Origin of the sequence: Geomonas diazotrophica (genome assembly GCF_019063885.1) — a bacterium.
GTDB classification, from domain to species: domain Bacteria; phylum Desulfobacterota; class Desulfuromonadia; order Geobacterales; family Geobacteraceae; genus Geomonas; species Geomonas diazotrophica.
The window spans coordinates 1484225-1510457 of sequence record NZ_CP077684.1; the positions used below are offsets into that span (position 1 = coordinate 1484225).

General features: G+C 65.0%; 20 protein-coding genes. 13 read left to right on the forward strand and 7 right to left on the reverse strand.

What is annotated here, in order from left to right; genetic code table 11:
* The first annotated feature begins 16 nt into the window (after positions 1-16).
* From KP003_RS06480 to KP003_RS06515, 8 genes are all read left to right on the forward strand, one after another.
* On the forward strand, positions 17-1300 hold the full coding sequence (locus KP003_RS06480) for a 3-isopropylmalate dehydratase large subunit (protein ID WP_216498702.1): 1284 nt from the start codon (positions 17-19) through the stop codon (positions 1298-1300).
* Positions 1301-1412: 112 nt separating this feature from the next.
* Positions 1413-1940: a 3-isopropylmalate dehydratase small subunit gene (locus KP003_RS06485; protein WP_216791160.1), complete on the forward strand. Its 528-nt coding sequence runs from the start codon at positions 1413-1415 to the stop codon at positions 1938-1940.
* 279 nt (positions 1941-2219) lie between these two features.
* Positions 2220-3815, forward strand: a complete 1596-nt coding sequence (locus KP003_RS06490; protein WP_239027625.1) for a hypothetical protein — start codon at positions 2220-2222, stop codon at positions 3813-3815.
* Positions 3812-4588, forward strand: a complete 777-nt coding sequence (locus tag KP003_RS06495) for an MlaE family ABC transporter permease (protein ID WP_216498705.1) — start codon at positions 3812-3814, stop codon at positions 4586-4588. Before KP003_RS06490 ends, KP003_RS06495 begins: the two co-directional genes overlap by 4 nt.
* 34 nt (positions 4589-4622) lie before the next feature.
* Positions 4623-5693, forward strand: coding sequence for an MlaD family protein (locus tag KP003_RS06500; protein ID WP_217300488.1), 1071 nt, complete (start codon positions 4623-4625; stop codon positions 5691-5693).
* A gap of 110 nt (positions 5694-5803) precedes the next feature.
* On the forward strand, positions 5804-6685 hold the full coding sequence (locus KP003_RS06505; protein WP_217300489.1) for a carotenoid biosynthesis protein: 882 nt from the start codon (positions 5804-5806) through the stop codon (positions 6683-6685).
* Between the two features lie 114 nt (positions 6686-6799).
* Entirely contained in the window at positions 6800-7276 is a 477-nt protein-coding gene (locus tag KP003_RS06510) for a cytochrome P460 family protein (RefSeq protein WP_216498708.1), read from the forward strand.
* Positions 7277-7422: 146 nt separating this feature from the next.
* Positions 7423-8697: a M16 family metallopeptidase gene (locus KP003_RS06515; protein WP_216791166.1), complete on the forward strand. Its 1275-nt coding sequence runs from the start codon at positions 7423-7425 to the stop codon at positions 8695-8697.
* 102 nt (positions 8698-8799) lie between these two features.
* Here the strand turns inward: KP003_RS06515 and KP003_RS06520 are convergent, their stop codons facing one another.
* From KP003_RS06520 to KP003_RS06530, 3 genes are read right to left on the reverse strand one after another with little or no spacing between them, the layout of a single operon-like run.
* On the reverse strand, positions 8800-9009 hold the full coding sequence (locus KP003_RS06520) for a hypothetical protein (RefSeq protein WP_216498710.1): 210 nt from the start codon (positions 9007-9009) through the stop codon (positions 8800-8802).
* A 28-nt stretch (positions 9010-9037) separates the two neighbouring features.
* Positions 9038-10570 (reverse strand): phospholipase D-like domain-containing protein, encoded by a 1533-nt coding sequence (locus KP003_RS06525; protein WP_217300490.1) that lies wholly within the window; start codon positions 10568-10570, stop codon positions 9038-9040.
* Entirely contained in the window at positions 10567-11307 is a 741-nt protein-coding gene (locus KP003_RS06530) for an endonuclease/exonuclease/phosphatase family protein (protein WP_217300491.1), read from the reverse strand. Before KP003_RS06530 ends, KP003_RS06525 begins: the two co-directional genes overlap by 4 nt.
* Before the next feature lie 75 nt (positions 11308-11382).
* Here KP003_RS06530 and KP003_RS21600 point away from each other — a divergent pair, with 75 nt between their 5' ends.
* The gene (locus KP003_RS21600; protein ID WP_367620868.1) at positions 11383-11472 is read left to right on the forward strand and encodes a pentapeptide repeat-containing protein; all 90 of its coding nucleotides are present in this window, start codon (positions 11383-11385) and stop codon (positions 11470-11472) included.
* A gap of 142 nt (positions 11473-11614) precedes the next feature.
* Here KP003_RS21600 and KP003_RS06540 read toward each other — a convergent pair whose 3' ends face one another.
* Both KP003_RS06540 and KP003_RS06545 read right to left on the reverse strand, forming a co-directional pair.
* Positions 11615-13087, reverse strand: coding sequence for a leucyl aminopeptidase (locus KP003_RS06540; protein ID WP_216498713.1), 1473 nt, complete (start codon positions 13085-13087; stop codon positions 11615-11617).
* Between the two features lie 22 nt (positions 13088-13109).
* Positions 13110-14462 (reverse strand): class II 3-deoxy-7-phosphoheptulonate synthase, encoded by a 1353-nt coding sequence (locus tag KP003_RS06545; protein ID WP_216498714.1) that lies wholly within the window; start codon positions 14460-14462, stop codon positions 13110-13112.
* Between the two features lie 175 nt (positions 14463-14637).
* Between KP003_RS06545 and KP003_RS06550 the strand changes: the two genes are divergently transcribed.
* Positions 14638-16140: a C13 family peptidase gene (locus tag KP003_RS06550; protein WP_217300493.1), complete on the forward strand. Its 1503-nt coding sequence runs from the start codon at positions 14638-14640 to the stop codon at positions 16138-16140.
* A 47-nt stretch (positions 16141-16187) separates the two neighbouring features.
* Here KP003_RS06550 and KP003_RS06555 read toward each other — a convergent pair whose 3' ends face one another.
* Positions 16188-17570, reverse strand: coding sequence for a TldD/PmbA family protein (locus KP003_RS06555; protein WP_217300494.1), 1383 nt, complete (start codon positions 17568-17570; stop codon positions 16188-16190).
* The gene (locus tag KP003_RS06560) at positions 17555-17794 is read right to left on the reverse strand and encodes a DUF4911 domain-containing protein (protein WP_216498716.1); all 240 of its coding nucleotides are present in this window, start codon (positions 17792-17794) and stop codon (positions 17555-17557) included. Before KP003_RS06560 ends, KP003_RS06555 begins: the two co-directional genes overlap by 16 nt.
* A 250-nt stretch (positions 17795-18044) precedes the next feature.
* On the opposite strand from KP003_RS06560, the gene KP003_RS06565 reads away from it, so the two are divergent.
* From KP003_RS06565 to KP003_RS06575, 3 genes are all read left to right on the forward strand, one after another.
* Positions 18045-19217 carry a COG1470 family protein gene (locus KP003_RS06565; protein ID WP_239027626.1) on the forward strand — a complete coding sequence of 391 codons (1173 nt, stop codon included), beginning with the start codon at positions 18045-18047 and terminating at the stop codon, positions 19215-19217.
* Positions 19218-19434: 217 nt separating this feature from the next.
* Positions 19435-25014: an OmpA family protein gene (locus KP003_RS06570; RefSeq protein WP_217300496.1), complete on the forward strand. Its 5580-nt coding sequence runs from the start codon at positions 19435-19437 to the stop codon at positions 25012-25014.
* On the forward strand, positions 25011-26231 hold the full coding sequence (locus KP003_RS06575) for a hypothetical protein (RefSeq protein WP_217300497.1): 1221 nt from the start codon (positions 25011-25013) through the stop codon (positions 26229-26231). Before KP003_RS06570 ends, KP003_RS06575 begins: the two co-directional genes overlap by 4 nt.
* Positions 26232-26233 lie beyond the last annotated feature (2 nt).

Consider the following 26233-nt stretch of genomic DNA (forward strand, 5'->3'; position numbering starts at 1 on the left):
AAAGGAAGCGCAATTTATGGGTATGACTACGGCTCAAAAGATATTCGCGGCCCATCTGGTTGATGAGCCTTTTGCAGGAACCAAGGTGCTCGGCATCGACGTGGTGATGTGCCACGAGATCACCACCCCGATCGCCATCGCGGACCTCATGGCGCGCGGCAAGGACCGGGTGTTCGACAACACCAAGATCAAGGCCGTCATCGACCACGTGACCCCGAGCAAGGACTCAAAGACCGCCACCCAGGCGAAGATGCTCAGGGACTGGGCGCGGCGCCACGACATCAAGGACTTCTTCGACATCGGCGCCAACGGCGTCTGCCACGCCCTGTTCCCGGAGAAGGGGTTCATCCGTCCCGGCAACACCGTGATCATGGGTGACTCGCACACCTGCACCCACGGCGCCTTCGGCGCCTTCGCCGCCGGCGTCGGCACCACCGACCTCGAGGTGGGGATACTGAAGGGGGTCTGCGCCTTCCGCGAACCCAAGACCATCAGGATCAACCTGAACGGCACACTCCCCAAAGGGGTCTACGCCAAGGACGCCATCCTGCGCGTCATCGGCGAGCTCACCGTGAACGGGGCCACCGACCGGGTCATCGAGTTCGGCGGTCCGATCGTCGACGCCATGACCATGGAGTCCAGGATGACCCTGTGCAACATGGCCATCGAGGCGGGCGGCACCTCCGGCATCTGCGCCCCCGACCGGGTCACCGTGGAGTACCTCTGGCCTTTCATCTCCGACTCCTTCGCCTCCAAGGAAGCGGCAGTCGCCGAGTACAGCAAGTGGGTCTCCGACGCCGACGCCGAGTACGACAAGGTGATCGACCTCGACCTCTCCGACCTGACCCCGCTTTGCACCTTCGGCTACAAGCCGGACCAGGTGAAGAGCATCGACGAGATGGCCGGCGCCCCCGTGGACCAGGTCTACCTCGGCTCCTGCACCAACGGCCGCCTCGAGGACCTGAGGGTGGCCGCCCAGATCCTGAAGGGGAAGAAGATCGCCCCGACCGTGCGCGGCATCCTCTCCCCGGCTACCCCGCAGATCTACAAGGACGCGGTCGCCGAGGGGCTGATCCAGATCTTCATGGATGCCGGCTTCTGCGTGACCAACCCGACCTGCGGCGCCTGCCTCGGCATGAGCAACGGCGTCCTGGCCGAGGGGGAGGTCTGCGCCTCCACCACCAACCGCAACTTCATGGGCAGGATGGGCAAGGGGGGGATGGTGCACCTCCTCTCGCCGGCGACCGCCGCCGCCTCCGCCATCGAAGGGAAGCTTGCCGACCCGCGCAAGTACCTCTAGGCAATTGACAGTGGACAATTGACAATTGACGGCGAACGCGCCAATTGACCAGCGACCATTGACAGCTGACAACGAATACGCGGGCAGCTCCCCGCTAGACTAGGAGACCGATATGAAAAAATTTGGCGGCCCGGCCCTTTTCCTGGACCGTAGCGACATAAACACCGACGAGATCATCCCGGCCAAGTACCTGACCGAGATCACCAAGGAAGACCTGAAGCCCTACCTCCTGGAGGATCTCAAGCTCCCGGGCTTCGACCCCAAGAGCGAAAGGACCTACGGCGCCGGCGCCGTGGTGACCCGCGCCAACTTCGGCTGCGGCTCCTCCCGCGAGCACGCCCCCTGGGTCTTCGAGGTGAACGGCATCAACGTGGTCATCGCCCAGTCCTTCGCCAGGATCTTCCGCCAGAACATGTTCAACTGCGGCATGGCGGCCATCGAACTCACCCCGGAGAAGATCGACCAGCTCTTCAGCTACGCGGGTGCTGCCGACGCCGCCATCGAGGTGGACGTCGCCAATTCCACCCTCACCATCAAGGGGGGCGGTCGGGAGGAGTCGATGCAGTTCGAAATCTCTCCTTTCGATAAGGCGCTGGTTCTCGCCGGCGGCTGGGTCGACTACGCGGACAGCAAGTACTGATTCGACCCGACATCAAAGCACAACATCATACAACGAGGCAGGAGACAGAGGTTTCCTGCCTCGTTGTTTTTCATTAGGGAGCTGGACATTTCCTGGATAAGTGGCATAACTTTCGCCTAGGGCTTGGAAATGGAGCCCAAGGGTGCGTCGATTCTACAGAGAGCGGTGGTGTATAACCAATCCTGTGCCCCGTGCAGACTATATTTTGATTGACTATGCCTGATTGCAGCAGTTACTATCCAAAATCCAACCCAATATATAACGGTTTGTAAGAGGTACATGACTCGTTCTACCCTGTCCATAGCTGCACTTTCGGCTCTGCTGTTCCTGTCACCCGCGGCCCACGCCGAGCCTCAGCCTCAGCCTGAGCCTCAACCCGTGCAGAAGCCGGAGCAGAAGCCGGAGCAGAAGCCGGAGCAGAAGCCGGAGCAAAAGCCGGAGCAAAAGCCGGAGCAGAAGCCGGAGCAGAAGCCTGAGCAGAAGCCTGAGGCCGATGAGAAGGGGACCATCTTCACCCTGTGGCCCCTGATCGACTACCGCGAGAGCCCGAAGGAGCGCTTCAGCAACCTCGCCATCCTCGGTCCGCTGTTCAAGTACCAGAAAAACGGGGAGGACAGGGACATCGCCCTGCGTCCGCTGTTCTACAGGACCAACCACGCCAAGGAGCAGGCCTCCTCGTCCTATTACCTCTATCCGGTCGCCACGCAGGAGAAGACCCCCGAGGCTGACAACTTCGAGGTGCTGCAGCTCTTCAGGACCTCGAGCTACCGGAAACAGGAACCGGACGCGGAACGGGAACGCTCGACCATGCTCTTTCCGTTCTACATCTCGGGCGACTCGGAGCGGCATGGGCGCTACCGTGCCTTCTTCCCGATCTACGGGGATATCTACGACCGGTTCTGGCGCGACGAGTACCACTTCGTGCTGTTCCCGCTTTACGGAAGCACCGTGAAGAGGGGTACCACGACCAGGCATTACCTCTGGCCTTTCTTCGCTACCACCTCGGGGGAGAACGAGTCCGGGTTCGATGTGTTCCCGCTGTACGGTCAGTCGCACAAGACCGGGGTGTACGAGAAGCGCTTCGTGCTCTGGCCCTTCTACACTTCGGAGAGCACCGGGCTTAACACGGACAACCCTACGCACAGGAAATTCATCTTCCCGCTTTACGCCTCCACGGACTCGCCCAAGAAGACCTCGCGCAGCTACCTGTGGCCTTTCTTCGGCTACACCGAGGATCGCGGCAAGAAGCAGGAGGAGACCGACTACTTCTGGCCCTTCGTCACCAAGATACGCGGCGAGAAGAAGAACAGCGACAGCTTCCTCCCGTTCTACTCGCACGAGACCTTTACCGGCGGCGAGAAGAGCTGGTATCTGTGGCCGTTGTACAGGCACGAGGAGCTGAAATCGGAGAGCTTCGGCCAGGACCAGGACCGAGTGCTCTTCTTCCTGTACCGCGATAACCGTGAGTACTGGCCCAAAGACGGCAACCAACGGCGCCGCACCACCATGTGGCCGCTGTTCTTGTATCGTAAGAACAGCGACGGAGTTTCCTCCTTCTCGTTCCCCGCGCCCGTCGAGTCGATCCTTGACAAGGAAGGGATCGAGAAGGATTGGGCGCCCTTGTGGCGCATGTACCAAAGGCGCTGGGACGAGGCCGGCAACTCCACCTCCAGTCTGTTCTGGAACCTGTTTTGGCACGAGAGGCGCGGCGACGACCTCGCCTACGAGCTCTTCCCGTTCATCTCCTACAAAAACACGGACAAGGAGAGGGAGCTGAAATTTCTGAAGGGGCTGGTCAGCCTGAAGCGCGACGGCGGACAGGAGGAGCTGAGCCTCTTCTGGCTCCCCTTCGGAGTGAAATGGGGGGATAAGTGACCCAAGTTTTCGAACCGCTAGGCAAGAGGGTGCTCTACTTCTACCAGGTGCTGGGGGAGATGACCATCCTCATGGGGAAGATCGTGTACTTCATACGCGAGGCGCCCCGCAACATCCCGAGCATCCTTACCCAGATGGCCATTATCGGTTGGGACACCCTTCCCGTCGCCTCGGTCATGGCCTTCTTCGTCGGGATGGTGCTCGCACTGCAGACCGGCGTCGAGCTGCAGAAGTACGGCGGCCAGAACATCATCGGCGCCATCGTCGGGCATTCCATGGTGCGCGAACTGGGGCCGGTCATGACCAGTTTCCTGGTAGCCGGGCGCTGCGGTTCGGCCATGGCTGCCGAACTGGGTGTCATGACTGTGTACGAGGAGATCGACGCCCTCAAGACGCTCGACATCGACCCGGTCCGCTATCTCGCCATGCCGCGCTTCATCGCCTGCATCATCTGCGTGCCGGCCCTGGTCCTCTATTCGGACCTGATCGGCATCATCGGCGGCGCGTTGATCAGCAATCTGCACCCGCAGATCTTCGTCTCCTACGCGACCTACTACGACAGCCTCACCGCCGCGCTCAAGATGAAGGAGATCGGCATCGGCCTCACCAAGTCCATGGCGTTCGGCGGCATCATCGCGCTGGTCTGCTGCTACGTCGGTTTCGCCACCTCGGGGGGCGCCAGGGGGATCGGGCAGTCCACCACCAGGTCGGTCGTGCTCTCGTTCATGCTGATCCTGGTCGCGGATTACGTCCTGACCAGGCTTCTTATGTAGCACTTTTTTGCTTTTGTTCCGGAGGTAGATATATATGGCTCTGTCAGTCGAGAAAAAGGTCGGCATGTTCTTCGTGTTCGGTCTCATCATCCTGGGCGTGCTGCTCGAGGTGGGCGAGAAATGGAACCCCTTCGAGAGGAAGATCATGTACCGGACCTACCTCACCAGCATCACCGGTCTCAAGGTGGGCGACCCGGTCCGCCTGGCGGGGGTCGACGTCGGGCGGATCACCAAGATCATCGTGCTCAACGACAAGATCGAGATCGACTTCGAGGTGAAACCGGAAACCCGCATCAAGGTGGACACCGTTGCCGGCTTGAGGCTCACCAACCTCCTCGGGGGGCAGTTCCTGGGGCTTTCTTTCGGGTCGCCGGACGCCGCGCTCCTGCCGGAAGGGGGGACGGTGCGCGGCAAGGATGTCGCCAACATCGACATCATCGTGGACAACCTCTCGGACGTGGTGAAGGACACCAAAGTCCTCATCAACAACCTGAACAAGAACCAGGAGGATGTGCTGAAGAAGGTGTCGGGGATGCTGGACGAGAACCGCGGCAACCTGAGGGACTCGATCGCCAACATCAGCAGCATCACCGGCAAGATGGACCGCGGCGAAGGATCGCTGGCCATGCTCCTGAACGACAGGAAGCTTTTCGACGACGCCTCCAGCGCGGTCAGCAGCCTCAAGGTGGTCTCCAACAAGATCGAGAAGGGGGAGGGGACCCTGGGCAAGCTGGTGAACGACGAGACCGTGTACAACGATACCTCCGCCCTGATCAAGGATCTCAGGTCGGGGGTCAAGGATCTCAACGCCGGCATGAAGGACGTGAAGGAAATCACCGCCAAGATCAACCGCGGCGAAGGGACGCTGGGCAAGCTGGTGCAGGACGACTCCCTCTACACCGAACTGCGCGACGCCTCGAAGAACGTGAAGGAGATCACCCAGAAGATCAACTCCGGCCAGGGAACCATCGGGAAACTGGTGAACGAGGATCAGCTCTACCGCGACACCACCGCCACGCTGAAGAAGGCCGAGCGCGCCATGGAGGGGTTGGGCGACACCGGTCCCATCTCCGTCCTTGGGAGCATCGTGGGGACCCTGTTTTAATGGATAGCTGACCCCCTCCGGCTGGAGGGGGGATCGTGAGGTGCGGTAGGGGCGGACCATGTTCGCCCCTGCTTTGCGTATGCACCCGTTTAACTGGAGGCCTGCCCGGCATGACCCACATCCTCGATATCGCCGTGGGGACCGTCATCATGCGTCCCTACGTCTTCGCCTTTTTCGCGGTCTACCTGGTTGCGGCGGTTCTGCACCTGGGGTGGAAGAAGACCATCCTGTTCACCGTGTGCGGCTACCTGGTCGCCTTCGCCTCGGAGTTCTCCTCCATCAACAACGGCTTCCCCTACGGCTGGTACTACTACGTCGACGTGACCCGGGACCGTGAGCTCTGGATCGCCGGCGTTCCCTTCTTCGACTCCCTTTCCTACGTCTTTCTGACCTATTGCAGCTACGCCACCGCCCTTTTCGTGCTGGCGCCGGTCAAGCGGATCAAGGGGGACCTGGTCCTTCTCGAGACCGGCCGGCTCAGGCGTTCCTTCGCGGTGCTGCTGCTCGGCTCGCTGTTTCAGGTGTTCCTCGATATCGTCACCGACCCCGTGGCGCTGCAGGGAAGCCGGTGGTTCCTCGGGAGGATCTACGGCTACCGCGAGGTGGGCACCCACTTCGGCATTCCTATGTCCAACTACTTCGGTTGGTGGCTGGTGAGCGCCCTGCTGGTCCTGGTCCTGCAGTCGATCGACCGGATCGGCTCAGGCAAGGGGCGTCCCGCCGGGGTAGGTGCCGCACCGTACCGCGCGCTGTACGGACCCTTCCTCTACCTCTGCGTGATCGCCTTCAACCTGGGGGTCACCTTCTACATCGGGGAGAACCTGATGGGGCTCACCGGGGTTTTCATCTTCACGCTGCCGGTGGTGATGACCCTGGTGCTTTTCCGGCAGAGGCTGGACCGCTACCACAAGGACGAGCTTGCCGACCATCTTGCCGATTACCCCTGGTCCCCGGCCGGTTCTGGCGCCGCCGGACGCGTCACTGACAAATAAAAACAAACCCGGACTTTGAACGCGCCAACGCGCTGTGGTATCCCAGTAGGGCGATGATCATTCGCCCGTCCCGTCCCACGCAAGGACCAACTATTCAGTCTTCGGAGGCCTGACATGAAAAAAACGTTATCCATCCTTACCCTCGCGGCTTTGCTGAGTGCCGTCGGCGCGGCCTGCGCCGCCGACCAGGGCTCGCTTCCCAGGAACTACGAGAGCTGGGAAAAGAGCAAGGCCAGGGTAATCACCGACAAGAAATCGATGTTTTACGGGATCCACTACATCTACGTGAACAAGAAGGCGATGCCGACCTACAAGACCGGCGGCGCCAACTACCCGGACGGCAGCCGCTTCGTCGCGGTCAACTACTCCATCAAGGAAGAGGGGGGCAAGCAGGTGCCGGGGAAGAAAACCATGATCGTGATGATGCAGCGGGACAAGAAGCAGCAGGAGACCGGCGGCTGGCGTTTCGTCGGCTTCACCCCCGACGGCAAGCCCTCCGGCCTCGACGGCAAGCGGGACTGCTTCGGCTGCCACGAGAAGGACGCCAAGGATAGAGGCTTCGTCCTCTCCCGTTACCCCGACTTCAAGTAGCCTTCGCTTTAGCAGCGAAAGAGGGGAGAGCGCCTGCCGGAAAACCGGCGGGCCTCTTTTTTTCCCGGACTGTTTTTCCTTAAAGCGCACGTGTTATAATTGCTGACATCGAAACTAAAACGATTCCGTAGCTTTAAGGAGCCTTTATGTCTACTTCGTCGACTTACCCCAAGCTTCGCCTCAGCACGCTCCCCAACGGGGTGAGGGTGGTCAGTCAGCAGATCCAGGGAATGCAGAGTGCAGCGATCGGTATCCGCATCGACAGCAGCACCCGCAACGAGGAACCCGAGACCGGGGGCGCCTCGCACTTCATCGAACATCTCCTCTTCAAGGGAACCCCGAGCCGCAGCGCCGACCAGATCACCGATGAATTCAACAGCATCGGGGCACGGGCCAACGCCTACACCAGCCAGGAGGAGGTCTTCTACTACGCCACCTCGCTCGCTTCCATCATCCCGGCCACCTTCGAGATACTGGCCGACATGTTCGTCCACTCCTCACTTCCCGAAGAGGAGGTGGAGAAGGAACGCGGCGTGGTGCTGCAGGAGATCCTGATGAACCAGGACAACCCGAGCCGGTTCATCTACAACCAGTTCCACCAGGGGTTCTGGCAGGGGCATCCGCTGGGGACGCCGATCCTTGGAACCGCAGAAACCATCGGTGCCATCTCGCGCCAGCGCCTGATGGAGTACAAGTTCGCCAACTACCTGACCAACGCCACCATCGTCTCGGTGGCCGGCAACGTCGAGCACGACCTGGTCGTGGAACAGGCTGCGCGCCTTTTGGGCGAGCTCCCGACCGGCACGCCCCGCACCAAAAAAGCGGACCCGCAGCACCGGGTCGCCGTGGGGCAGAACGTACATTACCAGCGCTCCATGGAACAGACCCACTTCTACATGGGGTATCCGCTCCCCCCCGCCGGCAACGAGCACCGGCACAAGCTGGCGGTCCTGAACCAGGTGCTGGGGAGCGGCATGAATTCCCGCCTTTTCCGCGAGGTGCGCGAGCGCAGGAGCCTCGCCTACACCGTCTACTCCATGATGTCCTCCTACACCGACTCCGCCGGCCTCATGATCTACGCCGGGACCGGCCCGGAACGGGCCCAGGAGGCGGTGGACGTCTGCCACGGCGAGGTGCTGAGGTTTTGCGACGAGTTGGTGACCGAGGAGGTCCTGGCGGCCGCCAAGGAGCAGATCCGTTGCGCGAGGCTCATGGCGCTGGACGACTGCGAGACCCAGGTGCGCAGGATTTCCAACACCACGTCCCTTCTGGGAGCGCCGGAACCGATCGAGCTGTCCCTGGAGGGTATCGCCGCCGTCAGCGCCGAGGAGGTGCGGGACGTGGCCCAGTTGCTCTTCAGGGGTGTGGTGCCGAGGGTTGAATCGGTGGGGCCGGGGGAAGGGCCGGGACTGCCGCGCTAGGAGGTGATTCCCGGCGCTTGGCGAGAGGGGCTGCATTGCGGAAAATGAAAAGGGGTGGCTTTTATGCCGCCCCTTTTTTATGCGCCGCCTCTCAAAGAGACGCTAGCTCATCTGGTCGCTGTCGCCGCTTAGGTGAGGGAAGTGCTCGTGGTGCATTTCGTGGGTCAACCCCTCTATCGTGCCGCAGGTGGCGCAGAGGTACTTGTCGCTTTCATTGATGTACACGTTGCGCTGACAGGACGGACTCCAGACCCTGACGCCGCACGCGTGGTCGTCCATTTCCACTCCCGTCTCTCTTCTCTCGTCTGTCATGGCCGCATCCTCCTTTCCCTGAGCGTTTCTAAAGCCCGATGATCATCTGGCTTAATTTAAATATACCCCTTGCGAAGGAACCGAGCTCGGATTTTGTGAGGCTCTCGAAGATGAATTCGCTGCCGATCGGGTGCTCCGGGTCCACGACCCGCTGGATCGGCTCCAGCACGTCGGGGAGGTCGCTGTTCTCGAAGGTGGTGTCCGGCTGGTAGCGGCAGAGACGGGCAGCGCGGTCGTCGGCCAGGCATTCGAGGTTTCGGCTCAGGTTCTCCACCTCCTCGAAGCGCCATTCCTCGCCCGAGCCCAAAAGTCCGGCGTGCTCGGCAAGGAGCGAGGCGCGCAGACAGCGCACGGCGGCCGTCATCTCCTCTTTCCGCCCGCACAGGCCTGCCTCCCAGGCCACGTTGAGCTCGGTGTCCAGCCCCATGCTTCGGTTGGTGGCGTTAGCCGAGCCTATAGTCACAAAGCGGTCGTCGACCAGGAGCAGCTTAGAATGGATGAACGTCATTTTCCTGGTGCCGTGGTCCATCTCGGCCGAGGAGTAGACGCTCAGGGTATGTCCGGTCTTCTCCGCAACCCGCTGCAGGGAACGGATCATGCGCATCTGGGGGAGCCCCAGGAACAGCTCTTCGGTGAGCGGCAGCCGGTCCGGGAGCAGCATGATGATCTGGAGGGGAGGGCGGTCCGCCATGCTCATCCGTGCCACCAGCGACCAGAACACCACCTGGGAGCTGAAGTACTGGTTTTCCAGGTAGATCAGCCTCTGCGCCGCCATGATGGCGTCCACGAAGAGGTGCCGGATCTCGTGGATCTCACGCTGGTCGGTGAGCGGGGTGCGCGCGACGGTGCGACAGACCGCCACCCTCGTCGCAGGGATGGGAAAGGCGCCGGGGGGAAGCACCTGGCGCAAGGCTCTCGCAGGCGGCAGCTTCAGCTCTCCGCCACCGGAGTCGCGCCAGCGCTGGCGGAACAGGGCGAGCAGGACCCCGACCACCTCTCCGGTGTGGTAGGTCTGGATGTCGTGATAGGAGCCGTACCTGGTGCCGTCGACGTCGGCCCGGTCCGGGTTCTCCTTCAGGTGACGGCGGTCGTCCCAGCGCGAGGAGCAGATGTCCATGCCGCCGAGGTAGGCTATGCTGCCGTCGGCTATCACGAATTTCTGGTGGTGGGTGGCCCCGGTGGCGTGGACGCTGTCGAAGCGGAAATGCATGCGCTTGTTGGTGGTCCAGTTGAAGATGATGTCCTGGAACCACTCCCGCTCCAGGGAAAAGACGGCGCTGAAATCCCAGGCCAGGATGTAGATGTGCAGCTGCAGGTTCACCTGGCAGAGCCGTTCCAAAAATTGCAGGAACCGGGTGTCGCCGACCGAGCCGTGTTCCTCCCTCCCCCGCAAGAGGCGGACCTCGGAGTCGAACTGCCACCCGGCCAGCAGCAGATAGCTTCGCGCCGCGAGGGCGGTGTGGTAGAAGGCGCGGTAGTAGTCCTCGGCATCAACCAGCACCCCCGTCTCCTCGACTTCGTAGATCCCCATGCAATTGGTGCCCGGTTTCAGGATGCTCATGGCAACTCCAGCGTGACGACCAGCGGCAGGTGGTCGGAGGCGACCCTGGTGAGGGGGGTGCGCGGCACCCAGACCTGGCGGACCTTCAGGTCACGCGAGGCGAACATGTGGTCTATGCGTATGAACGGGAGCTGCGACGGCCAGGTTCCCCGCGGCAGGCGCCCCTTGACGCCCCGCTGCACGTCGTGCAATTGCCGGGTAAGCAGCCGATAGACGTAGGAACCTGCCATGGCGTTGAAGTCGCCGCAAAGGACCACCGGGCGCACGCATTCGGGGTGTTCCAGCCACTCGTGACCGGTCATGGCCCGGGCCTGTTTCACCCGTTCACCCCGGTTCAGCCCGAAATGGGTGGCCAGCACCTGGATGGTGTGGCCGCGCAGGGTCACCTCGGCCCAGACCGCGCCACGGCGCTCGAAAGAGGGGTTTAGCGGATCGGTAGGAACCGCGCCCGCCTTGATCAACCGTACGTCGCCGCGGCTGAGGACGGCGTTGCCGTACCCCCCTTCCTTGAGGTGGATGGAGGAGTGGAAATGAAAGGACATCTCCAGGGTCATGGCGATGAGATGGGCCTGGTCTATCATCTGGGTGCGGGGCAGCCCCGCATCGAGTTCCTGCAGAGCGACGATGTCCGGGTTGCATCGGTCGATCACCTCCGCGATGCGCAGCGGGGATAGTTTTCGATCCGTTCCGATGCAACTGTGGACGTTGTAGGTCATCACGGAGAATGTTTTGGGCATGGGGGGCTCCCTGGCCCGGTCTTAATATTAAAAACTTTTATAGATTAGCGGGCGCGAGGGGGATGTCAATTGAAGGTGCCGGTCGAGGCACGGCTGGGGGAGGCAAGGCTGCGGGAGGCAAGGCTGCGGGAGGCAAGGCTGCGGGAGGCAAGGCTGGGCTTGTGATCAGGGACTAGGGATTAGGGACTGGGGACTGGGGACTGGGGACTGGGGACTGGGGACTGGGGACTGGGGGGCGTGCCCCCCTCCCGTCGTGGGAGGGGGAGGGACAAAGGACGATGCTTTCCGGAGAAACCGGAACCTGACTTCACCTGGCCTGCAGGAACTCGACGAGCAGCCGCACGCCCACGCCGGTGGCCCCCTTGGGGCCGTAGGGGCGGGCCTTGTCGTTCCAGGCCGTCCCGGCGATGTCGAGGTGAGCCCAGCGGGTCTCTCCGACGAACTGCTTCAGGAACCACCCGGCGCTGATGGCCCCGCCGTCCCTGCTGCCGGCATTCTTGAGATCGGCGATGTCGCTCTTCATCACCTCGCCGTACTCATCCCAAAGCGGCAGTGGCCAGACCCGCTCGCCGGTCTCTTCGCCGGCCCGCCTCAAGGCGTCGACCAAGCGCTGGTCGTTACCCATGAGGCCGCTCGCCTCGTGCCCCAGGGCGACTACGCAGGCCCCGGTGAGGGTGGCCAGATCCACCATGGCGGCGGGTTTGAACTGCTTCCGGGCGAAGTGGAGCGCGTCGCACAGGATCAGGCGCCCTTCGGCGTCGGTGTTGGTGATCTCGATGGTGGTCCCGGAGCAGGAGGTGAGGACGTCACCCGGCTTGAAGGCGTTGCCATCGGGCATGTTCTCGGCTGTGGGTATGATCCCCACCAGGTTCACCGGCAACTTGAGCCGTACCGCCGCTTCCAGGGTTCCCAGCACGGCCGCGCTTCCTGCCATGTCCGTTTTCATCGCCTCCATCCCGGCACCGGGCTTTATCGAGATCCCGCCGGAATCGAAGGTTATTCCCTTGCCGATTAGCGCCACCGGCCGCCCCTTGCCCCCGTGGTACTGCAGCACGATCAGGCGCGGCGGGATGGCCGCCCCCTTGCCCACGCCGACCAGGGCGTTCATCCCCATCTGTTCCAGTTCCCCGAGCTCGTAGACCCGGCAGTCGAGGGCGTTGCGCTCGGCCAGCTCCCGGGCGGCCTGGGCGAGGTAGGCCGGCGTCACCACGTTGCCGGGGTGGGAGACGAGGTCGCGCGCCAGCATGACGCCGTCGCCGATGATCTGTGCCCGTTCCAGCGCCTGGCGCCCGGCCGCCTCCTGGTCGGGGGACAGGAGCACGGTCATGGTGTCGAAGCCGAAGCGCTCCTCTTTTTCCTTGGTCTTGTACTGCTCGAAGCTATAACTGCCGAGCAGCATCCCGATCGTCGCGTTATCGATGGCGTCATAGAGGGGGGCGGCGAGATGCAGGGCGCTGCCGAACGAGGCGACGCGCGCGCCGCGCAGCGCGGCAACGGCGTTCCCCGCCCCCTGGCGCAGGCGCTCGGCGCTCAAATCCTTCTTCTTCCCCAGTCCGACCAGCACGAGGCGCTCGGCGGGGAGCCTGCCGAGCGTGTGCAGCAGGCGGGTGGACCCTTTCTTGCCGGTGAACTCGCGGCTCTGCGCCAGTCGGCCGAGCAGGCCCCCCAGGGCGGAGTCGCATGCCTGGTGGAGCCTGTCCTGCTCGTCCTCGAAACAGCCGATGACCAGGGCGGGGGTGGCATACTCAAGCGGTTGGGCTGAGCTGATTTCGATTCTCATGGCAAACCTCGCTAGGGATGGGTTACTTGCACGGGTGCAGCATCTCGGCCAGCTCGAAGGCGAGCTCCACGCTCTGCTCCGCGTTCAGGCGCGGGTCGCAGTTGGTCTGGTAGTTCAGGTGCAGGTGCTTGTCCAGAAGCTGGCGGCTCCCCCCGGTGCACTCGGTGACGTGGTCGCCGGTCAGCTCGAGGTGCACCCCTCCCGCGACGGTCCCCTCGGACTTGTGGATCGCCCAGAATGTCTTGATCTCGCGCAGGACGTCCTCGAACTTCCTGGACTTTTGCCCGAACTCGTTCTGGTAGGTGTTGCCGTGCATGGGGTCGCAGCTCCAGACCACCCGGTACCCCTCGCGCTGGATCTCGCCCAGAAGTTTCGGAAGGTAGTCGGAGACCTTGTCGGCGCCGAAACGGGTGATCAGGGTGAGGCGGCCCGCCTCGTTCTCCGGGTTCAGCCGCTCCACGATCGCCTTGATGTCGTCGATGTCGTACTTGGGGCCGATCTTCATCCCCAGCGGGTTCTTGACCCCGCGCAGGAACTCGATGTGGGCTCCCTCCAGCTGCCGGGTGCGGTCCCCGATCCAGAGCATGTGGCCGCTGCAGTCGTACCAGCCGCCGGTGGTGGAATCCATGCGGGTGAGGGCCTCCTCGTAGTCGAGCAGCAGCGCCTCGTGCGAGGTGTACAGGGTCACCTGGTTCAACTGCGGCGTGTGCTGCGGATCAAGGCCGATCGCGGTCATGAAGTTGATGGTTTTCCAGATCTGGCGCACCAGGTCCTCGTACTTCTGGCCGGCGGGGAGGGCGTCCAGCGAGGCGCGGTGCCAGGCCTGCACGCGGTCCAGTGCGGCGTAGCCGCCGAGGGTGAAGGAGCGCACCAGGTTAAGCGTGGCCGCCGCCCGGTAGTATCCCTCCAGCATCCGGCGCGGGTCGGGCGTTCTCGCCTCCATGGTCGGCTCAGGGCTGTTCACCATGTCGCCACGGTAGCTCGGGAGCTCGACCCCGTTCACGAGCTCGGTGTCGGAGGAGCGGGGCTTCGCGTACTGGCCCGCCATCCGTCCGATCTTGATGACCCGCTTCTCGCCGGCGTAGGCGACCACCACCGACATCTGCAGGATGACCTTCAAAAGTTCCCGGATGTCCGGCCCGGTGCAGCGCGAGAAATCCTCGGCGCAGTCGCCGCATTGCAGCACGAAGGCCTTCCCCTCGACGGCCTCGGCCAGTTGCGATTTGAGTGTCTGGCATTCGCCGGCGAAAACCAGCGGCGGCAGTTGCGACAGCGTTTTCAGCGACTCGTCCAGTGCGGGCCCTGCCGGCCACACCGGCTGCTGCAGGGCGGGAAAAGAGCGCCAGCTCGATTTGCTCCATTTCTTGGTAGGCATGCTGAAACCTCTTGATTGAGAGTGGGCATCCCGGCGGCGATACGTGCGAGCCGGGGAGCGCGCTGCAATGGTAGCAGGATTGCGGGCGATTGAAAAACTAAAAAGTTAATAAAATCAAGTAAGGTGGTGCTAAAGACTCTTCCAAACCGGCGCCATCGTGGTATGATGCACGACCATGAATGAGGATCGCCCCACAGACACGACACCGAACCGTCCCGCCGAACCACCTGCCGAAACTGCACCCGGCACCGCTTCGGAAGAAAACGAAGGCGTTCCCCGCGACGGGGTTCCCCAGGAGCCGGTAACGGTAAGGAACACCCTTGCCAGGCTCTGGTCCGACCTCTACGGCGGTCTGCGGGGCGCTCTCTTGCTGCGCTCCGGCTTCGAGCCGCTCTCATCCGCGCCCGCCGGCCTGGTGGTCCTGGTCGCCGCGGACCTGGTGCTGAACCTGCTGGTTTCCTTACTGCTGGTCGGGGGCGGCGGGAATTTCTCTTTCTCGTCGATACCGTACTTTCTTTTCTACCTGCCGCTTTTCCTGCTCTTCGGGGCGGCGGCAAGTGGGGTGGTGCACCGTCCCAAGGCGATCACCGGCCTCGCCGCCGCGCTGGTCGCCTTCAGCATCCCGATCGAAGTCAGCCACGGCATCCTGGAATGGCTCGCCCAGTGGCGCCCCTTCGAGTGGCTCTCGGACTACCTCGCCGCGCCGCACTACTACCGCTTCTTCGGCTGGTGGGTCGCTGCCTCCCTGGTATTCCTGCTGCGCCTGGATGGTCCCGGCGGCTTGGGGCGTCGCCTCCGGCTGGTGCTGCTGTTCCTGCTGCTGGTGGCTGCGCCGCTCTACTATTTCCAGCGCGGCGACCTCTGGGTCAGCAAGGAGGGGGGAAACGAGAGCGGCGAACTCTCCCTCACCGACGAGGTGCTCACCGCCCAGAACCGGCTCCTGGAAGAACAGCTCCGTTCCCTGCTCCACGGGCGTCCCGGCCACAGCGATCTCTACTTCGTCGGTTTTGCCGGGGACGCCTCGCAGGACGTCTTTTTGAAGGAGTTGAGCGCGACCCGGCAGCTCTTCGACAGCCGCTTCGGGACCGCCGGTCGTTCGGTGCTCCTGGTCAACAACCCGCAGAGCGCCACCGCGCTCCCTTTCGCCACCGTCGGCAACCTCGAGCGCGCCCTGGCGCGGGTCGGGGAGGTGATGAACCGCAACGAGGACGTCCTCTTCCTCTACCTCAGCTCGCACGGGTCGCGAGACCAGGAACTGGAGGTGAATAACCCTCCCCTGGAGCTGAAACAGGTCACGCCGGAGCTGCTGCGGCGCATGCTGCAGAAGGCGGGGATCAGGTACAAGGTCGTGGTGGTGTCGGCCTGCTTCTCGGGAGGGTTCATCCAGCCCCTGCAGGATGACGGCAGCCTGCTGATCACCGCCGCCGACGCGACCCACGAGTCCTTTGGCTGCGGCTTCGGCGAAAACTACACCTGGTTCGGCGAGGCGTTCGTCGGGGATGCGCTTAGGAACACGTTCAGCTTCACCGACGCCTTCGAGAAGAGCCGCGACACCATCAGGAAGTGGGAAGAAGAGCGGGGCGAGACGCCGTCGAACCCGCAGATCTGGGCCGGGAAGGAGATATGGCCGGTGCTGAAGAGGGTGCAGGAGGAATTGGCGCAGCGGAAAGGGAGGTAAGGCGGCGGTAGGCCGCGCGGGTGCGACCCTTACGCGCCCTTTTCGATTCAGCGTGCGCCGCCGACGGTGATGGCCGGGATGAGGAGCGTCGGCTGCGCGTCGGAGACCGGCACCCCCTGGCCGTCCTTGCCGCAGGTGCCGATGCCGAAACCAAGGTCGTTGCCCACCATGGCTATCTGCCGCAGCACCTCGGGGCCGTTCCCCGCCAGGGTCGCACCCCGGACCGGTTCGCCCACCACGCCGTTTTCGATCAGGTACCCCTCGGAAACCTCGAAGACGAAGTCGCCGTTCACCGTGTTCACCTGTCCCCCGCCCATGCGCTTGACGAAGAGGCCGTTGGTTACGCTCTTCACGATCAGGGCGGGATCGCTCTTACCGGGCGCGATCAGGGTGTTGGTCATGCGCACGATGGGACGGTTGCGGTAGGACTCGCGCCGCCCGTTGCCGGTGGAAGCGCAGCCTTCCTTCATGGCCGAGAGCCGGTCGTACAGGTACCCCTTCAGGATGCCGTTTTCCACCAGCACCGTCTTCCGGGCCGGCGTCCCCTCGCCGTCGAAACCGAATGAGCCGCGGGCGTAGGGGATGGTGGCGTCGTCGATGACCGTGATCAGCTCCGAGGCGACCTGCTCGCCGATCCTCCCCCGATACACCGAGCTTCCCGCCTGCACCAGGTCCGCCTCCAGGCCGTGGCCGATCGCCTCGTGCACCATGGTTCCCCCCGCCTCGCTGGAGAGGACCACCGGGAACTGTCCCGCCGGCGACTTCCGCGCTCCGAGCATCATCACCCCCCGCGCCGCGGCCTTGAGCGCCAACTCCTCAGGCGATGAGGTGTCGAAGAGCTCGAAGCCGCGGGCCGCCCCCACCGGCTCGTACCCGGTCTGGGTCACCTTGCCGTCCTGGGCCACCACCTGGACCAGGAACACGGTGGAGCAGGAACTCTCCTCGTGGAACTCCCCCAGCGAGTTGACGCTCTGGGTCTTCACCCGGGCGTCGCGGTAGACCGCCATCACCTGCCGGACCCGCGCGTCGAAGCCGCGTGCGGCTCGGTCGGCCCGGTTTACCAGCGCGACCTTCTGCGCCAGCTCCACCTGGTCGGGAGGTACCGCTACCGCGTACCCCAGCGCCGACTTAGGGACGCAGAGGTTGAAATCGGGGTGGGGGACGCCGCCGCGCACGCCGCGGCTCACCGTGTCGGCCAGTTGCAGCAGGGACTCCTGGTTCAGCTGGTTGGTGTAGGCGTAGGCGGTCGAGAACCCGGAAACGACCCTGATCCCGATGCCGCGGTCCGCAGCCGACAGCACCCGCTCCACCTTGCCGTCCTCGCACAGCACGGAGGTGTAGGCGCCGTCCTCGTAGTAGATGTCGGCGAACTCCCCCCCCGCGGCGAGGGCACGCTTGAGGATTGCCCTGGCGTCTACGCTTTCGAGCACGGCTCACCTGCCTCGGTCACCTCGGTGACCACTATCTCCTGTCCCACTGCCCGCATCATGGAGTCCACCTCAGCCGCGAAACATACCGGGTAGTTGACCCGCACGATGCCCCGCTTGCCGTCGACGGTGCTCATGGTGGTGAGCCCCTCGTGGGCCTCCAGGATGTATTTCATGTAGACGATGTCGCGATTGGCCAGCTGGTAGTAGCGGTTGGCGGTTTCCATCATTCCTCCCTCGGGACCCTTCGGCCCGGTTTTCGTTCATACCATTTGAAGGGGGAAAAGACAAATTTTCTTTCCCCCGGTTGCCTATGCGCCGACGTCTGATATTTTCTAAGACATGATATTAGATGGTTCTAATAAGTCAACCGCATCCTCTAAGGTCCCGTTCCGACGGCACGCGCAGCTTTGCTGCGTTTTGTTTTTCCTGTTCTTCATGGGAAATGGGGCCCTGGCCGCGTGCCAGCCAGACCTCATGGTTCGCCTTGCCAGCGAAACCGATGCCGCTTATCTCGGGGGGGGAGTCTACGAGAGCACGGCGGTCCTCCAATCCCGCTCGCAGCCAGCCTATCCCGGGCTCCCGGCCCAGTTCCGGGTCCTGTTGAAGAACGCGGGAGACCAGCCGGACCGCTCCCTGCTCACCGGTCCCGGGAGCGGGGGTGCTGTTGCGGTCAGCTACCTCGACGCCGCCGGCGTCGACCGGGAAGCGGCCTTGTCCGGTGCAGGGTATCTAAGCGCCCTGCTCGCGCCGGGGGAGTCGCAGGTCTTGCTGGTCCGGGTGAGCCCGACGGCCTTCACCCCGGGGGCAAGCTACCGCGTGGCGGTGACCGCGGTCTCTGTCGGGGATCCGCTGGCGGTGGACCAGGCGAAGACGGAGACCGTCGCCTGCCTCGGGACCGCCGCCGTCGTCGTTTCAGCCCCCCCCGACGGTTCGGGGGCTCCCGGCACCGTGGTCAACTACCCCTACACGGTAACCAACGTGGGGAACGGCGACAACGCCTTCGCCCTCTCGGTGACTCTGCCGGGGGGGTGGAGGGGAGAGCTCTTCGCCGACGACGGCGCCGGGGGGGGGACGGCCGGCGACGGGATACGCCAGGGGGGGGAGAGCCGCGGCTCCACGGGAACAGGCAACCTGGCGCCGGGAGCGTCCTACCGGTTTTTCCTCGCGGTGACCGTCCCGGAATCGGGCAGCGACGGGGCGCGCGGTGAATCGCTCCTTTCCGTATCGGGGGATGGGGCGAGCGGGACCGACCGGGTCAACACCACGGCTGTCGCCCCCGTCGTGCTGGTGAGCGAGGGGGTGCGCAACCTGACCAGGGGGGGGATCTTCGCTGCCAACGCCGATGCGGTGCCTGGGGACCTGCTGCAGTACCGGATGGCCGTCACCAACGGCGGATCGGCCCCGGCCACCTCCGTTGCCATCGACAGCCCCATCCCCCCCGGGCTCTCCGTCGCGCCCGACTCGCTCTTGCTATCCCTGGCCCCTACCGGGGAAGGGGCCCCCTGTCCGGCGACGGAATGCGGCCTGGCGCGGATAGCGGACGGGACCCTGACCGCGCAGCTCGGAGAGGGGGCCACCGTTGGCACCGGCGGCAGCCTGTCACCCGGCAAGACCATCTATCTGTTCTTCAAGGCACAAATTCAATAATGCATCGTCATGCATGTCTTCCGCCACATGCGCCGCGCCCCTCTCCCCCGGGAGAGGGGGAAGGTGGGGGCGTTGCCGAGGGGAATGACCGCGGCGGCAGAGCCCCTCACCCCCTTCGGGCACCCTCTCCCGGTGGGAGAGGGGTAGCGGAAGGATCGTCGCCAATAAGGTAATGCATTGATCGGGGAAACTGATGATGGTCCCGGGATGGCGTAAGATGGGAGGGAGACTTATCCGGGCAGGCCTCCTCGGGGTGGCACTTGCGCTCGCCCTCCCCGGCGCTGCGCCCTGCCTCACCCCGTCGGGAACCGTGATCAGCCACGATTTCGCCGCGCGGTTCGCGACGCCGGCCCCGCGGCAGGCCCGCTCCAACCAGACCCAGATCACCGTGAGGGACCTGGCGGACCCGGAACTGGTCCCGCCGCGAACCGCGACCGCCAAGGCGGGGGTCCCGGTTGATTTCCAGCACGTTCTCACCAACAGGGGGAACTTCCCCGACAGTTTCCAGTTGAAGGCGGTGCTGCAGTCCGGGGTAACGGAATCCGGTCCGGCACCCGCCCTGCGCTTCTACTTGGCCGACGGCGTCACGCCGGTACCTGCGAACTCCGAGGGGGTCCAGGTCGTGGGGCCCGTGCCGGCGGGGGGGACGGTGAACCTGGTGCTGCGGGCCATTCCCGCCGCGGGAAGCGAGGGGAGGGTGGCGACCATCGTCCTTTCGGCGACCTCGCAGCTTATTCCGGCTCGAAGCAGCAGCGTCAATGACCAGCTGCAGGTTCCCGTCCCGGGCAGCGTCGCCGTGTTGAAGACGGTGAGCCCAGCGGGGGCGGTGCTGCCCGGTACCGTCCTCTCGTACCGTCTCACGCTGAATAACGGGGAGGCCTCGCCGGTGACCGGCGTGTTGGTGGTGGACCCCCTGGACGAGCTCCTCGAGTACCAGCAGGGGAGCGCAGCCCTCCCCGAAGGAGTGGCTGGAACCGTGAACTACGACGCCGGCAGCAGGTCGCTGCGTTTCGACTTCCCCCTGCTCCCCGCCGGTTTCAGCGGCTCGGTCGCATTTCGCGCCGCGGTGCGCAGCGACGCCCCCGGCAACGCCCCCATCGTCAACACCGCCGGCGTCACCAGCAGCCTGAGCGGGACGCCGACCCTCAGCAACAGCACCTTCAACACGGTGCTGGCGCGCGCCCTTTTGGTCAGCAAGGAGGCCGGCAGTGCGGTTGCCGAGGCGGGGGACATCGTGCCCTATACCGTGCGGGTGGAGAACGTAGGTGCGGCGCTTTTGGAGCACGTAACCGTGGAGGATCGCATACCCAGGGGATTCCGGTACCTGAAGGGGTCGAGCCACCTGGACGGCTTCGCCGTCGCAGACCCGGTGGGGGGGGCGCAGCGGTTGAGCTGGGACGTGGGGACCCTGCCACCCGGGGGGCGCAAGGTGCTTTCCTACCGGCTGGTCCTTTCCGCCGAAGTCCCGGTCGGCACCAGCGTCAACTGGGCCCGGGCCTCCGGGGTAACGGAAGCGGGGACTACCAGCATCGCCCCCCCCGCCAGTGCGGCCGTCAAGGTGCGGCCGTCGATTCTCGGGGATAAGGCGGTGATCATGGGGAGGGTCTTCAGGGACCGCAACGGCAACGGCGTTCCCGACCCCGGCGAGCCGGGGGAGCCCGGGGTCAGGATCTACCTGGAGGACGGTTCGTTCGTGTTCAGCGACGCCGAGGGGAAGTACAGTTTCACCGGGATCGCCTCCGGCGACCACGTGCTGAAGATAGACCGAAGCACGCTGGACCCGACCCTGCGCTCGTTGCCGTACAACACCGCCTTCGCCGGGGTGGGGTGGTCGCAGTTCGTGACCGTTCCCTTCGGTGGCCCGGCGCGGGGCGACTTCGCCCTGGTGCCCGCTCAAGCGACCCCCACGCCCCCGGACGCTGCCGCCGCCGGGGCGGCTCCGCCTACCCCGGTGACACCCGCGTCTCCACTGGTCCCCACGGTTCACCAGGCTCCCTCGCTCCCGGCCGACTGGCTCCTGGTCGGATTGGGCAGCGCCACCGTGGGGGGCAAGGCCGGCGGCGACGCGGGCCTGTTCCACGAGGAGCGCCTCGCCTTCTACACACGCGGCACCCTCTTGGGCGACTACCGGCTCACCGCCGCCTACGACTCGGACAAGGAGCGCCGCGACGGGGTGTTCCAGACCATCGACCCCGAGAGATACTACCCCGTCTACGGTGACGCCGGTGACATAGGCTACGACGCGGAGTCCAGGGGGAAGCTGTACCTGAAGGTCCAATCCGGCCGCTCCTATCTCATGGAGGGGGACTACCGCACCGACCTCTCGGAAAACGAGTTCTCCCGCTACGACCGGGCACTCAATGGGGCGAAGTTCGAAGTGAACCGGGAACATCTCGCCTTGAAAGGGTTCGAAAGCCGAACCGAGGAGACCATCGTCCGCGACCAGATCGCGGGAAACGGCACCTCCGGGCACTACCTTCTCTCCCGAAGGCCGGTCTTCGAGAACAGCGAGCGGGTCCGCATCGAGGTGCGCGATCGCTACCACTCCGAGCGCGTCATATCCGTCACCGAAAAGGTCCGCTACGCCGACTACTCCATCGATTACCTCGCGGGGACCATCCTGTTCAAGGAGCCGGTCCCTTCGCTGGACCAGTTCCTGAACCCGGTCACCATCGTGATCACCTACCAGGCCCAGGGGGGGGGCGAGAAGCGCTACGTCTACGGCGGGCGCGCCGAGTTACGCACCGACCAGGGCGCCCACCTCGGGGGGACCGCGGTCGTCGAGGAGCACGCCTTCAAGAACAGCTCCCTCTACGGCCTCGATGCCGGATGGCGCCTGGGCAGTTGGCTCGCGGTGAAAGGCGAAGGAGCGGTCAGCGAGAGCTGGGAAAAGGGAAGGGGGAGCGCCTGGAAGACGGACCTCATTTTGCGACCGGCCGAGCCCGTCTCCCTGGGGCTCTACTACCGCAAGGTGGATGCCGATTTCTTCAACCCTTCCATGAGCGGCAGCGAGACAGGTACCGAGAAGTACGGCGGTCGGCTCGATTACCGGGCGCCGGGCAACACCCTCGTCTTCGCGGAGAGTTTCGTGCAGCGCGACGAGACCGCACGGCGCAGGCTGGTCGGTAAAGAGCTCGGGGTGACGAGGAAGTTCTCCCTGCTGGACGCGGATGCGGGTGTAAAGCTGCTGCGCGAGGAGAAGGAGGGGAGGAGCGGGGAGTCGGATCTCGTCTACGGCGGGGTCAAGGGAAGCCTCACCCCAAGGCTCGACGCCACGCTGCGGCGCGAACAGCTCCTTTCCCCCTCCAGCATCGCGCAATACCAGTCCAAGACCTTCGCAAAGCTCGACTACCGCCTGAGCGAGCGGACCAAGGCCTTCATCACCGAGGAGTACCAGGAGGGCTCTCCGCTTCTGCGGCACGCGACCCTCTTCGGCCTTGAGAGCAGGCTTTCCGAGCGGATGCGCCTCACCACCGGTTATTCCCTTTCCAGCGGCGTCCTCGGGAGCACCGAGCAAAGCAACATCGACCTGCACAGCAAGCTGGTTGAGCAGGACGGGTTCAGCCTCTCCTCGCGCACCGGTTACCAGCTGGAAGACTCTCTCTCCGGGGAGCGCGGGCAGGCGGTCCTGGGGCTGAACAGCCGCTACCGCCTGGCGCAGGGGCTCTTCGTGAACTCCGGTTTCGAGCGGGTGCAGACGGTGCAGGGGGACGGCGGCACCCGCACCGCGTTCACCCTGGCGGGGGAATACCTGCGTCCCCGGGACCTGAAGCTCACCGGGCGCTACGAGATCAGGACCGGTCCGGGTGAGACCGCCTCGCTCTACGACGCCCATGCGGCCTACCGGTTGAACCCCTCCTTCACCCTTTTGGCCAAGGCCTCCCTCTGGGACCGCGACGCCGATGCCGGCAACGACGTCACCGCGGACAGCTACCTCGGGGGCGCCTTCCGGCCGCTGGCGGAGAACCCGCTCCAGCTCCTCTCCCTGGTGCGCTACAAGGTGGAGAAGCGGGGGACGCTGGCCGGAAGCCCCGACCTGCGCAGCGTGATCGTCTCGGCGGAGCCGACCTACCGCCTGGTGAGCCGGTGGACGGCACAGGGAAAATACGCCGGGAAAGTGAGCTGGTCCGAAGGGACCGGGGGGCGCTGGAACAGCTACACCGACCTGGTCCTCGCCGGGCTCTCCTACGACCTCGCCGAGCGCTGGGAGCTCTCCGCCTACCTGAAGCTCCTGAACCAGTACGACGCCGGGATGCACTCCCTCGGAGCGGTGGGTAGCGCAGGTTACCGGGTCTACCGCAACGTGGTGCTTGCCGCTGGTTACAACTACGCCCGGTTCGACGACCGCGACCTGACCGGGGAGACCTTCCGGGGGGAGGGCCCCTTCTTCGGGGTCAAGGTGAAGTTCGACGAGGATATGTTCGAATCGGCCGATGCAAGGCTCCTCCCCCTGCCTCCTCCCCCCCCGGCGCCGGTGGCGGCTCCAACGCCCGCTCCGGAACCGGAGCCGGAGCCGCTCCCCGCCGTGCTGGTGACCCTGGAGCGCCTGGACGAGCCGCTGCTTCTTTCGGGGAGCGCCGAACTCTTCACCCTGCTGGTGAACGGGGAGGCGGCCCGGCTTCCCTCCACCGCGGTCACCCTCTCCCGGGAGCGGCTCGCCTCGCTGGACCTCAAAGGGGGGAGGTTCGCCGCCCCCCTGCGCCTTCTCACCAGCGTCGAGGAGCCGGACCAGGTCCGTTGCTGGAGCCTCGTTTACTTGAACCGCGCCGGAGCGGAAATCAGGAAGACGGGGGGCAACGGCCCCCCCCCGAAACGGATCGCCTGGGAAGGGGAGACCGACCGGAGCAAGGTGGAACAGGGGGAAATCTACCAATGCCAGCTCCAGGTCACCTACCTGGACGGTTCCGTCTTCCGGACCGGCCGCGAGCTCTTCGGCGTCAACCGCCGCGAGGCGGTGCTATTGACCCTATCCGGGGGCGCCTTCGTCTTCGACAAGTCCGCCCTCACCACCGAGGCCAAGCGCCTCCTGAGCGGTGCGGCCCGGGTGCTGCGCGAGCACCCCGGCGAGAAGGTGATCGTCGAGGGGCACACCGACGGCATCGGCAGCGCGGAGTACAACATGGCCCTTTCCAAAAGACGCTGCGACGCGGCCGCGGATTACCTGGTGCGGGCGGAGGGGATCGCCCCGGCGCGCCTGTTGCGGCGCTGGTACGGAAAGTCGAGGCCGGTCGCGGACAACGTCACCACCCCCGGGCGCCGGCTGAACCGCCGCGTGGAGCTTAAGGGGGATTACGAGCAGCTGCGGCCGACCGAGCCGGACGACAGGTACCGCACCCGCCCCTTCGTGACGATCAACGGGCGGGAGATCCCGGTGGACCGGCTGGGGCGCTACGAAACCTCCCTTCCCGGGGAGACCGCGCGCCTCAAGGTGGAGATGGGGGATTCGCGGGGGAGGTTCCTCGCCACCGAACTCCCGCTTCCGGAGCTGACCGTGGCGCAGCCCCCCCCCTCCGTCCTGGTCGGGTACGGCGCCTCCGCTTCCGGCGTCAGCGTGTCCGCGGACGGCGCCATCCTCTGCCGGCTTTCGGGCTCGGCAGGGGAAGGAGAGCGGCTTGAGCTTGACGGCCGCGAGCTCCCCCTGACCTCCCTCGGGGCCTTCGCCGTCGAGTTTCCGCTGGGGAGCGGAGACCGGGTGCTGGGGATGGTGGTGAGAAACGGCGTCGGCTGCTCCAGACTGCTCAACCTGCGGCTTCGCTCCGAGAAGCAGCTGGTCGCGCCGGTCGGGGTGCAGCCATGACCCCCAAAGGCCGCTTGAGGAAATGCGCCGGCGTGGCCGCCGAGACCGGAGTCGCCCTGCTGCTGGTCCTGGCGCTCTTCTGGCTCTTCATCGTGCTCCTGTTCGCCGTCTTCCCCTCGGGCACCCCGTTGAAGGAGCTGGTGTCGGACCGGGGCGAACCCTCGCCCCTTGCGCGCGGCGTAAAACGCCCCGAGGCGGCCCTGCAATCGCTGGTGCGGGACGTTCGCTGCCGGCGCGGCGATTCCGTCGCCTGGGGGGACGCCAGCGAGGGGATGCTCCTGTACAACCGCGACGCCATACAGACCTTCGACCGCTCGGGCGCCACCATCTCCTTCGCCCCCGGCGATTTCCTCGCCATGGGGAGCAACTCCATGGTGGTGGTGACCCGCCTGAACGAGACGGTGGAGGGGGAACCGAGATCGTACCGTGTGCACGTGGAGGGGGAACTGCGGGGGAGCTTCTCCGCTGCGAAGAGGGTGCGCCTGGAGGTCGCCGCCGTCGGGCACCTGGCCAGGGTAACGCCCGGCGCTTCCCGCTTCAGCTTCACCCCCCTCGGGGAAAACGCCACCAGCCTTACCGTCCATGCCGGCGAGGTGCGGGTCCGGGGGGAGGACAGGGTGGTCAGGGTCCCGGCTCGTTTCGGAATCACGCTCAGGCGCGGGGTGCCGCTCGGGCCGCCGCTTCCCCTGCCTGCCTCCCCCAGGCTGAAAAACGACAACCTGCTCTACCGCTTCCGCGAGCTCCCCCCAAGGGTCCGCTTCAACTGGACCGGCGGCGAAGGTGTTTACCACTTCCAGCTCTCGCGGGAGCCGAACTTCGGGAGGGTGCTGTTGGACAGCAGGGTGAACGGCAGCGAGTTCAGCGCGGGGACGCTCGAGGCCGGGAGCTACTACTGGCGGGTGAGCCGCGTCGAGGAGGGGAGGGAAGGCCCCTTCAGCAGGACCGGGCGCTGCCGGCTCCTGCAGCTCCTGGCGCCCCCTGAGCTCCGGGTCGACTTCCCCCCCTCCACCGTCGGCGTCGGGGGATTCCGTCTCGCCGGAAGGTGCCAGCCCGGCTCCTCGGTCTACGTGAACGGGTCTGCGGCGACCATGGCCGACGACGGCAGCTTCAGTCACGAGCTCGAGCTCAGGTCCGGTGTCAACCTGATCAGGGTCGAGGCGGTCGACCAGGCCGGGAATGCCAGCTACGCCTCCCGGGTGGTGTACGGCAAAGAATAGGG